Annotated in this window: 12 protein-coding genes and 1 pseudogene; 5 read left to right on the top strand and 8 right to left on the bottom strand. The window is 44.6% G+C overall.

The annotated features are described in order from the left end of the window. Positions 1-129 precede the first annotated feature (129 nt). The 4 genes and pseudogenes from yccS to KUG37_RS04150 form a co-directional block, all read right to left on the bottom strand. Positions 130-2,115, bottom strand: a pseudogene (yccS, locus tag KUG37_RS04165) (YccS family putative transporter); the annotation flags it as partial. Between the two features lie 128 nt (positions 2,116-2,243). Continuing rightward, positions 2,244-2,786 (bottom strand): superoxide dismutase family protein, encoded by a 543-nt coding sequence (gene sodC, locus KUG37_RS04160; RefSeq protein WP_216936963.1) that lies wholly within the window; start codon positions 2,784-2,786, stop codon positions 2,244-2,246. A gap of 122 nt (positions 2,787-2,908) precedes the next feature. After that, positions 2,909-4,042, bottom strand: coding sequence for an AI-2E family transporter (locus tag KUG37_RS04155; protein ID WP_216936964.1), 1,134 nt, complete (start codon positions 4,040-4,042; stop codon positions 2,909-2,911). Between the two features lie 128 nt (positions 4,043-4,170). Then, on the bottom strand, positions 4,171-4,815 hold the full coding sequence (locus KUG37_RS04150) for a ParA family protein (RefSeq protein WP_216936965.1): 645 nt from the start codon (positions 4,813-4,815) through the stop codon (positions 4,171-4,173). 124 nt (positions 4,816-4,939) lie between these two features. On the opposite strand from KUG37_RS04150, the gene KUG37_RS04145 reads away from it, so the two are divergent. Further along, positions 4,940-5,407 carry a Holliday junction resolvase-like protein gene (locus tag KUG37_RS04145; RefSeq protein WP_216936966.1) on the top strand — a complete coding sequence of 156 codons (468 nt, stop codon included), beginning with the start codon at positions 4,940-4,942 and terminating at the stop codon, positions 5,405-5,407. Positions 5,408-5,433: 26 nt separating this feature from the next. After that, positions 5,434-6,012 carry a hypothetical protein gene (locus KUG37_RS04140; RefSeq protein ID WP_216936967.1) on the top strand — a complete coding sequence of 193 codons (579 nt, stop codon included), beginning with the start codon at positions 5,434-5,436 and terminating at the stop codon, positions 6,010-6,012. Positions 6,013-6,030: 18 nt separating this feature from the next. Here the strand turns inward: KUG37_RS04140 and KUG37_RS04135 are convergent, their stop codons facing one another. Continuing rightward, on the bottom strand, positions 6,031-6,660 hold the full coding sequence (locus KUG37_RS04135; protein WP_216936968.1) for a class I SAM-dependent methyltransferase: 630 nt from the start codon (positions 6,658-6,660) through the stop codon (positions 6,031-6,033). Between the two features lie 190 nt (positions 6,661-6,850). On the opposite strand from KUG37_RS04135, the gene KUG37_RS04130 reads away from it, so the two are divergent. Beyond that, positions 6,851-7,414 (top strand): hypothetical protein, encoded by a 564-nt coding sequence (locus KUG37_RS04130; protein WP_216936969.1) that lies wholly within the window; start codon positions 6,851-6,853, stop codon positions 7,412-7,414. A gap of 73 nt (positions 7,415-7,487) precedes the next feature. Here the strand turns inward: KUG37_RS04130 and KUG37_RS04125 are convergent, their stop codons facing one another. Then, on the bottom strand, positions 7,488-7,820 hold the full coding sequence (locus KUG37_RS04125) for a HopJ type III effector protein (protein ID WP_216936970.1): 333 nt from the start codon (positions 7,818-7,820) through the stop codon (positions 7,488-7,490). 173 nt (positions 7,821-7,993) lie between these two features. On the opposite strand from KUG37_RS04125, the gene crcB reads away from it, so the two are divergent. Continuing rightward, entirely contained in the window at positions 7,994-8,374 is a 381-nt protein-coding gene (crcB, locus tag KUG37_RS04120) for a fluoride efflux transporter CrcB (RefSeq protein WP_216936971.1), read from the top strand. A gap of 88 nt (positions 8,375-8,462) precedes the next feature. On the opposite strand, the gene KUG37_RS04115 is transcribed toward crcB, so the two are convergent. Both KUG37_RS04115 and KUG37_RS04110 read right to left on the bottom strand, forming a co-directional pair. Further along, positions 8,463-8,714, bottom strand: coding sequence for a type B 50S ribosomal protein L31 (locus KUG37_RS04115; protein WP_216936972.1), 252 nt, complete (start codon positions 8,712-8,714; stop codon positions 8,463-8,465). Positions 8,715-8,810: 96 nt separating this feature from the next. Next, positions 8,811-10,109, bottom strand: a complete 1,299-nt coding sequence (locus KUG37_RS04110) for an AarF/ABC1/UbiB kinase family protein (protein ID WP_216936973.1) — start codon at positions 10,107-10,109, stop codon at positions 8,811-8,813. Positions 10,110-10,396: 287 nt separating this feature from the next. Between KUG37_RS04110 and KUG37_RS04105 the strand changes: the two genes are divergently transcribed. Next, on the top strand, positions 10,397-10,603 hold the full coding sequence (locus KUG37_RS04105) for a DUF1737 domain-containing protein (protein ID WP_216936974.1): 207 nt from the start codon (positions 10,397-10,399) through the stop codon (positions 10,601-10,603). The last annotated feature ends 20 nt before the right edge of the window (positions 10,604-10,623 follow it).

Raw genomic sequence — 10,623 nt, 5'->3', positions numbered from 1 at the left:
CAATTACGCAGAATAATTCGGTACTATTGAACATCAGGACTAGAGTTGTGAGTTTGGTGTGGTAACTCAACTGATGGCTCTAGTCCTCTTATTTTTCAAGTCAATTTCTTATCCGCGATTCGGGTTAATTAAGGTTTGCCGACACCATTCTAGTAAATCCAGAACTTGAGCATCAGCCGCCTGCTCACGATGGCTGCCTAAGGCTGAAACATAACTGAGCTGACTGTGACTATAGACCAGATAGCGAAAAGCACTTTTGACCAGCTGCGGATCCGGGTTTGGTTCGGTACTCAAGCTTGAAATCATACTGGACAAATCAACCTGTGCATTGTGTGCCAAACGCCGTGCAGTCCGGTAAGCCATACTGTTATCTTTACCATTTTGATATTGTTCGACCACTGCAGCAAAATAGTCCAGGGTTGCATGTGAGGACTTCTTGATGTTGCTGGAAATATTGCGAAAATTCCAGTCCGGCCAGATCCAGCTTACCGCAATCCAGGCAATCAGACAGCCTATGAGCGTATCGATAATCCGTGGCAAAATGATTGCATAACCGGCACCTTTCAGGTTAAAAATCAGGAGCACCATCAAGGTAGCCATAAGGGTGGCCATGGCATATTTTTTGGAACGTAAATAGAAAAAACCCACGCCAAAAATCACGGTCAATAATAACTGGCCTTCCACACTTGGCACAAAATACAGGATCGGAACACCCAGTATCACCCCTAATAATGTTCCCCAAGTTCGCAGTTTGAGCCGGCTTTTAGTCGCAAAATAACTGATCTGGCAGACAAACAGGCTGGTCAATAAAATCCAGTAGCCATTTTTTGCAAAAGGTAATAATGAAATGGCATATCCGACTAAAAATACAACGGCAATCCTGACCGCATGCCGGAAAAGTGCCGATTGCGGACTTAGGTGCGGCTTGAGTTTCAGCCACAGATCAGTCGTATCACGAATGTCATCATCAAACAGACTCAGGTCATCAAAATGCTGCTGATAGCGTGGCTTATATAGTGCCTGTTCATCATGCAGATGTTGTAACTGCTCATGCACGCTGAGCAGGTTAGCGAGAATGAGCTGTAAATTTTTAACTTCAATGTTCTGTGGATGCTGGGCAATCCAGTCCTGCATCGATTCCTGTAAATGTTGCAATGCCAGTTCATAATCTGCAGAGAGATGGAATTTCTGATCGCGCAGTACACATTTTGCCAGATGCTGACAGGCGAGGGCTTGCAGATGGATGTTTTTCTGAATCCGGAAAATCAGGTCGGTACGGCTAAAATGCTGTTCGATCTGTTCATAATGCAGATAATTGGCGGTGGCCTGTTCATGAATATCCTGCATCAAAAAATACAGGTTCAGCCAGTAAATGGTATTGCGATTGGCACGTGAAGCTTTAAGCCGGGTTAGCAGGGAATCTTTACTGCGGTTAAAGCTCTGAATGACGAGCGTATTTTTAAGTGACAGCTCATAGAGCAGGATTTCGACATTCGGGTGCTGATCCGGATCAAACAGTTTAGCTTTGCTGAGCAGTAGGTCTGACATGTACTGCAAGCTTTGCGCAAGGTTTTCCTGAACCTGTAGGGTTGGACGCAGCAGAAAAAATAGAATAGACATCAGGCCGTACCAGAGTGCCCCAATGACAAAATAAAGCGGCTGTTCATACCAGTGCTGATATTCGCCCAGGCCAAACATGGTGTAAATCGAAAGTAAAATTGTGCCAAATGAAATCGTAGCATAACGCTGGCCCAATGCACCCATCAGAATAAAAAGTGCACTAGACAGCGACAGCCAGAGTGCAAACCAGAATTTATGGGGAGCAAGAAACTCCAGAATGCTGCTGACACTGAAAAACAGAATGATGACCAGCAGCAGGTTACGCAAGCGCAGGCTCAGACGGTCATCGAAATCGGTCAGGGCAGTGGCAATCGCCCCCAAGGTGACAGGTACGATTAAAGCATCATAACCCAGAAACTTCAGACCGAAAGTAGTGCCCAGAAACACCAGCAGGATCTGCAGGCAATAGGTCATCAGCGCGCTGGACTGAAAGGGAAGTACGGCCGGTTTAATAATTTTAAGAAAAACAGAGGTCACAGGTTGGGCAACATTCACAAGGACATGATCCGAGTATGAGAGACACTAAGTTCTGGATGCAATTTAGACGCCAAAATAAAAGAAAATTCCATGAAAAAACGGGCATAGTGCCCGTTTTTTCTGTTTGAAAATTTGCATTAAAGCGTTTAGATCACGCCACAGGCAATACGTTCACCGCCACCACCCAATGGTAATGGACTATCGGAATAGTTATCGCTACCGGCATGAACCATAATCGCACGACCCTGAACATCAGCCAGTTTCAGGCGTGGTGCAAGCAGGGTGACACGTGCAGTTCCATCAGTATTGACTTTCAATGCTGGCAAATCACCGAGGTGACCGGCCGTTGGTGTACCGTGATGCGGTGCCTGGTTCGGATTGTAATGACTACCTGCCGCTAGTGCTGCACCCATCTTGCCATCTTTCATGGCAGGTGCGCATGAACCATTTTCATGAATATGGAAACCGCGCTCACCCGCAGGAAGCTGTTTCAGGTTGGTGCGAATGACCAGACCGGCCGGGCTGTCACTGAGTAATACGGTGCCAATCTCTTGGCCCACACCTTGAGCGGTTACTGCATTTACAGTCACAGCTCTGACCAGTTCATTCGATGGGGAGGTTGAGGCACAACCGGTAAAAAGTGCAGCGCTTAACGCGCAAAGTGTCGTAATTTTAAATAATGAAGACATGGTTTTGGCATCCTGATCTTTATTCCGTTTTGTGCAATCATTTAAACAGAGCAAGATCGGAAGCTCTATATAAAATCAGTACTTAAATGTTTTGTTTTGTTTAAGCTGATTCAATATGTACCTTAAGGCGCTTTGGGCGGTGTGTCCTTTGGTTCTGGGTCAATAATCTCATGTGCCATAGTGGCTTTAGGCATCATCAGCGGTTCATTCTGATTATTTTCATGTAACCATTCACGCCAGATTGCAAGGAGTACGGCCAGAATCACCGGGCCAATAAATACCCCGACCAGACCAAAGCTGGCAATACCACCCAAGACCCCAAACATGATCAGCAGGAAAGGAATCTGCGTTGCGCCTGAAATCACCAATGGACGAATGACGTTATCGGCAGTACTCACAATACAGACACCCCATACCATGACCCCAATAGCCTCAATGGTTTGTCCTTGTGAAAACAGCCACAGTGCCACCGCACTATAAGCGAGAGGTGGACCAAAAGGAATCAGGGCAAAAATAAAGGTCACCAGGGTTAAAACCATCGGATTTGGAACACCGGCAACAAAATAACTTAGACCTGCCAAAAGGGACTGTGCAATTGCGGTCAAACCAACGCCATAGACCACGGCCCGTGTGGTAACCGAGATGGTCGAAAAATAATGATGCACACGTGGTCCGACCACCATTTCAAAGGCTTTACGTACCTGATTTAAAATGGTCTGACCATCACGGTAGAAGAAAAACAGCGAAAGGATCGCAAAACATAATTTAAAGACATTTTTGCTGACTTCGTTCAACACCACTTTGCCATAATTCAAATGACCTTGAATCCAGGTCGATATCGCCAGCGCAATACTCTGCGGATCGGTGTTGATTTCATTTAAGGTTCGGGTAATTTCCTTACCGACAATCGGAAGTCCGCGAATAAAATCAGGTACATTCAGGTGGCCGGAAAAGACCTGTCGCTGCAATTCAAAATACAGATTACGACCTTCATGCTGCAACATGAAAATGGCAAAAATAAAGGGCAGACCAAATACCAGAATCACCGCCAGAATCATCACGGTTGCACTGAGTGTCGGTCGATTGCCACACATGCGTAACACCGACTGATACAGGGGCCAAGTCATATAGGCAATAATTGCCGCCCAAACTACAGGAATGATGAAATACTTGAGTATATGGAAACTCAAAAAAATCAGGATAAAGAACAATCCAAATAATAAGACTTTTTGTAATATAGGCGCGTATTGTTGCACTGAATTTAATGACTCATTTTTTAGGTCGTGTTCAGGCATAGTAACTGAAAAAAAAGCGATCGAAAATGCTGCATTGCCAAGTAGTGTGATTATTTTCCCAAAGCCGCAGCACGATTCAGGCTATTGACTCAAAACCACTGACTCGGATCATCAATAATAGCGTTCAGTACCGGTTGCCATTGATCCTGCAGTTCCCGGTAAATTTTCTGAGGTTTATCAAAGACTGACAGACCTTCCATGGCCAAACGGCTATAAGGCGCGCGCTCCGAAATCCAGGCCACCGGCTGCTGGTCGATCTTGTCAAAAAACTGCTGTATGTCCTGATTACTGGCGGCATTCGGTTTGGTGCGGTTGGCCAAGAGCAGAATTTCGACCTTACCTTTACGGATGCGCTTGATTTCCTGCAAATGCTTGAGAAAACGGCGGGTTGAATCAATATCAAAAAATGAAGGTTGGATCGGGATGATAATCGCATGTGCTTCACTGACCAGCTGTTCGGCATGATCATCGGTTAACGCACCGGGTGCATCAATAATCAGGTATTCGATCTGCTTCGGCGCATCACCAATGGATTTGCTATTGCGCCAGTCCAGACTTTGAATCGCTGCTGCCTGTGCCGGGCGGTGCTTAAGCCATTGCAAGGTTGATTTCTGGTTGTCGGCATCGGCCAAAGCCACCGTATAACCCTTTTGTGCGAGTGCTGATGCTAAGCTAATGGCTGTCATGGTTTTACCACAACCGCCTTTCTGATTCGCAACTAAAATTGTTTTCATGACTCAAGGTGATTTTATTCTGTTCCAGCCTAGCATATCATTCTTTTCACGTATGCAAATGGCCGATGTCCTCAACTTCAGTCGAATGCGATGCTATAAAAATCAAGTAAATTAGGAAGATTGAATGTCCATATGGATGGCCATGCTGATTGGCACATGTATCGGGGTGGTATTGACCACTATTATTTTGAATCAGACCCGTAATGGACGGATCAAGGCCGAATATGAGCAGTATATTGCCGAGCTGGAACTGGAGCATCAGCGGGCCTTAATTGCTGCGCAAAAACGTAGTGTGAATACCAGCCGTGCAGTTCTTAAGGGGAAAATGGCGGAACAGCTCGCGCCGATCATGCCGGAATTTCAATATTTACCGAGCGATGCCAAGTTTCTGGGAGATCCGGTGGATTATGTGGTCTTTGATGGTTATACCGATTTTCGTGACGGGGAAGGCGAAGCCGAGGATATTGAAGTAGTATTGATTGATATCAAAAGTGGAGGGGCGCGTCTGACCAAAGGTCAGCAAGCCATTGCCCGAGCGGTTCAGGAAGGACGGGTACGTTTTGAAACGGTTCGGATTGATTTCGAGGATTGACCAGAACCTGGTGAAGAATAAAAATTATGCAAAAATTATTGATCACTGCACTGTTGTTTATGCTTGGGCTTTGGGTCTGGAATGAGTTTTTTCGCGCCATTCCGCATCTGCAAGAAAAAGGCGTACTTAAAAACTTTCAAGTAGAACCGGTCAAGCATATTTCAGAGACCTATATTGTGCATGATCAGCGCTTTGTAAAACCCAACCGTCGGGTTCTGCATCAGGCTAGTCCTGTGGTTGGGAGTTTTAATGATCTGGCCTATCTCAGCAATATTGATGTGCTGTTGCTGACTCAGCCGCTGCCAGCCATGCAGGCAACCTTGGAGTTTGATGAAGCAAAACGCTGCTATCAGATTGAAGGACAAATCAGCAAAGCGGATCGTGACTTCATCAATACGCATGTGCAGCATTTCAGTCTGATTGCTGCCACTGAAAAAATTGCCGATCAGATTCGCCGGTTAAAACCGGGACAGAAAATTACTCTTAGTGGTGATCTGGTTACCGTTCATTCAGGCACGACTGGACAAGCATTCACGGTGGGTACAGGCTCTGAATACCGTGCCCATTGTCAGTTGTTGCGAGTGACTCAGATTCAGCATCTATAAATAGAAGGTGAGGGGGAGTTAGCCTTGTGGCTTACGCAGTCGAGCCAACAGCATATGCTGACCAATCTTGGGTATACCTGCTGCATCGATGTAATTCAAGCTTTCTATTTCAAAACCGGTTTCCAGCAAGGCGGTTTCAATATCCCGATTCAGATGACAGCCATCTGCGACTTTCTTCTGAATGGGGTTGAACAAATGTTGCAGGCGCTGAATATTTAAATTTTTCCGATTCAGGACATGTTCGACCACATGCAAAGTACCACCCGGCTGTAGCACACGATAAATTTCCTGCAGGCTTTGTTCCAGGTCAGGAATACTACAAAGCGTCCAGGTCGAGACCACGTGTTGCAGGCTATTCGCTGCAAAAGGCAATGCTTCTGCACGGGCCTGAATATGTTCTACCTGAAATGCAGCCTGCTGAATTCGCACTTCTGCCAGTTTGAAAATCGCCGGATTCGGCTCCAGCGCATAGATTTTGCCAACCGATTGATAAAAAGGAAGATTCAGCCCGGTACCAAAACCAATTTCCAGCACTTCATTCGATACACCCAACAGCAATTCACGGCGTAAGTCCATCAAGGATGGTGTTTGCATCACCTGATTCAAAAGATGTGGAAAGATATGTTGTTGATAAAGTTTATATAGCATCTGAGTTATTTTAATTTGGGGGGAACAGGGTCTAGCTTAACTGAAAAATAAAATCACGGGCATATCTCGAGCTGACCAAATATGTTCAGTTTGTTACCAAGTTCAACTGTTTATTCATTAAAAAATACGTAATATCAAGGAAGATATCCTTAAAACGTTTGATCAACTCGATAGGATTAGATTAGAAATTATGTTCAAGTACTTTAAACGTTACGCTTTGCTGGCCGGCCTGTTGCTGCCCATTTCTGGCTATAGTTCGGTCGAACACAATATTGCGAAAGGTTTACCACCCGTGGTTAAAGGCCAGTCAATTTCAGTGCTCCAGCCTTTTAAAGGTGATTTCCGTATTTTGGGCTCCAAGGTCTATAGCTCTGATCCACAGGCCAAATTTTCTCCGATTGATTATGCGGTGAGTTGGGGGCTGTTTGCTGAACCTGAAATTGCCCGGCACATTACGGTCAATCAATATGACCGTTATCTGAACTGGAAAATGGATCGGATACCGGTGCCCGTAGAGCAAGCCAAACAGATGGTATCCAATATGCACATCATTCCTGCTAATCCTGAAATTGCCAAGGCAATTAAAAAGGTGAAGCGTGGCGATCTGGTGCGTATGCAAGGGGAACTGGTTGAAGTTCGTGATAAAGATCTGGTCTGGACGTCGTCGTTGACCCCTACAGATACCGGTGACGGCGCCTGTGAAGTGTTCCGGGTCAGCTCAATCAAGTGGATTGAAAGAGTGGGTAAAAGCTAAAAACATCATTATGCATGCTTCTGAGTTCTATAAAAAAACCGCTCCTATGAGCGGTTTTTTATCTGTTTCGGAATTATTTGGCAATTAAGGCCTGACCTTCAAAGACAATCCCATCCCAGCCGTTTAACATAAACTGGCGGATATTTTGATGGTCAGCTGCTTCAGGCGTCGCTTGTACAGCAGCATAGTGCTCGGCAAACAGACTTAAGGTCTGTGCCTGATCCAGACCATTTAATTGTGCAAAAGAAAAGACTTTGGCACTGCCCTGGTTTTCTGTTGCTGCATTATTCTGCTGACCATTTTTAAACGCAGTCGGTGCATGGGTATAACGCGATTCGATATAAGCAATCACATCTGCAAATTTTGCTTCGCCTGCTGCCAATCGTGCCAATAGATCCTGTGCCATATTCTTTTTCCTGTGCATCAATGAGAATTTGATGTGATGAATATAGCAATTTTCTTGCGAAGTTCCATGGCATTTGATTGATTTTCAGTTCAAGATAATAATGAAAACTATCCATGCTGAACACGAAGCTTTGGATAAAATAAACCTGATGAATTGATAAAATAGGAAAGAATATGAGCTGGCTTTGGGTGGCAATGGGGGGGGCAATCGGTGCTAGTCTGCGTTATGCAGCAGGACTCTTGCTGTTAAAACCACAGCTGCAATTTCCCTGGCCTACCTGGTGGATCAATATTTTAGGCTGTCTATGTGCCGGGATTTTTTTTGCCTGTAGCCAGAAATATCCGATACTGCAACAGGAAGTTCGTCTGTTTTTAATGGTAGGTATTCTCGGCGGCTTTACCACTTTTTCCAGTTTTGGCCTGGAAAGCTTTCTATTATTAAAACAAGGCGCTCTAGGCGTGGCACTATTATATGCATTATCCAGCTTAATCATCGGCATTTTTGTTTTGGCGTTGGGCTTTTATTTGACTTCACTGGTATTAGCACAGAGCTAAAATAAGCACATAAAAAAGTCAGGAAACTGGAGGTGATTTCCTGACATAAACCACGATTTAAAGATTAGGGTAATCGACGGTTTTCATTTTAACCACGTTTAAAGCGGCCAAAACGTTTGTTAAAGCTTGCCACACGTCCTTCATTACTGGTCTGGCGTTGCTCGCCCGTATAGAAGGGATGTGAGGCACTTGAAATATCTAGTGTTATATAAGCGTATGTTTTACCTTGATAGTCTTTGCTCTGACTCGAGTTCATTGTGCTGCCAATCATAAAATAAACATCGGCATTGGTATCATGGAATAATACTTCACGATACTCGGGATGGATATCTGGACGCATATCAAATTTCCTCATGATTCTTGATTAAAAGTTATAATGTAACATTTAATCTTTCTAGTAACTTAGGGTTACATCACGTAAGCCTATCGTCTCTATTTAGCTCCGACTTGGTACCAGTTCTTCAAATATATCACTTAAGTCATCATGTACTTTAAGATGAATCAGGTTCCAGTATTGTCCTGAAATCGTCCGGTTCACCATTAAGGTATCAGGAGAGGGCTTAAATACATCCCAATATTTTAAGGACGGTTTCAACAGTTCCATGCCATCATGATGGGCCGAGTTTTCAGCAAAATCATAGTTGGTGACCAGAGGGCGCATCAGCACTTCCAGCCATTGTTCATACAATTCAGTCGGGAATTTTCCGGTTTCTGTCAAGGAATGCAGTGCCTCTAACTGTTGCTCGATCACGGGAATATTCTTCTCGCGTGCGGCATGGATCAGCTCTTTGAAATGTTCAATCACTTCAGTCGACAAAGTTTTGACGCCACCATAATCGTAAACAATCACAGAGCCATCTTCACGGAAGGCGAAATTGCCGGGATGCGGGTCGCAGTGAAAGCGTTTCAGGTAAAAGATTTCCTGACCAATTGCACGAAATAGGCGGCGACCCAAGGCATTGCGGGTCTCGAGTGGCCAAGTGCTGGCGGTTTCAATACTTTCACCCATTTCCTGACTTAAGGTCAGAATATGCCGTGAGGAATACTCATGAAAGACTTGTGGAATCACAATTTTACTGTCCAGGGATTCATGGAAAGTACGGGCGATTTCCAGATTCTGGGCTTCAATTTCGTAATTGAGCTCATTGTCCAGACTATGCTGAATCTCTTTAAATAATTGATCCTGAAGTTTACGATCAATCTTTAATACACCCATCATACGTAGTGCCAGACGAACCTGTTTCAGGTCGCTTCCGCAAGCTTCATCGACACCAGGATATTGCACCTTGACCACAACCTGCTGGCCATTCGGCAGGGTGGCTTTATGCACCTGACCAATCGAGGCAGCAGCAAATGGCTGTTCATCAAACTGCTGGAAAAGCTGCTGCAAGGGTTTACCCAGTTCTTTTTCTACTTGTGCCTTAATTTCTTTAAACGGCATCGCTGGTGCCTGCCGTTGTAACTTGGCAATGGCTTTGGCGACTTCTGGAGGAAAAACATCCTTATACTGCGAGGCAATCTGGCCGACTTTCATGACCGCGCCTTTCATCTCCCCCAAGGTATCTGCAATCTGTACACCAATATCCTGAAATAATTTGCTACGTGCAGTATTTTTCTGCTCTTCATCGGCAGTTAGATTTTTAATGGAATTAGAGAGGGTTTTACCTGCAATACTTGCGGTCATTCCGGCAAGTTTCATAAAGCGACGACCGGGTGTGCTAGCCGTTTTTGCCATGCGAGATTCCTTGAAACCAAAAATGAGCTGATATATTTGATCATAGGTGACAAAGGTTGAATTGCCTAGATTTAATTGTAGAGGTTGTGTTGTGATTTCCTTCAGCTTCTCCATCTTTAATGCATCATCTTTGATTCGTTAAAAGATTTATCTTTATTTCCTGGGTTTGAACTATAAGAATATGCCGGAATACATCATCGTTTTAGATAAGGCTGAGTACTAATTCTGAATATTGTTTTATGGCCAAAAGCTTAAAATAAACGGAATGCTGTAAGGAAGAAAATTCAATGAAAGTCTATCGATATTTTACGGGTAGGGATGATGTACATTTTTGTGCGAGGGTGACCCGTGCCTTAAATGAAGGTTATGAGTTATATGGGTCACCGACCATGACTTTTAATGGTACTGAGGTGATTGTGGGGCAAGTGGTGATTAAAGACGTGGCGGACGAATCGGAGATTCCAGAAGGATTAAAAAATGCGCTGGATCTTTAATCACAGCGCATTTTCTAGCT

Origin of the sequence: Acinetobacter sp. BY419 (assembly GCF_019038395.1) — a bacterium.
Taxonomy (GTDB): Bacteria; Pseudomonadota; Gammaproteobacteria; order Pseudomonadales; family Moraxellaceae; genus Acinetobacter.
Note: the sequence above shows the minus strand (reverse complement) of the source record. Positions and strands in the feature narration are given on the sequence as shown.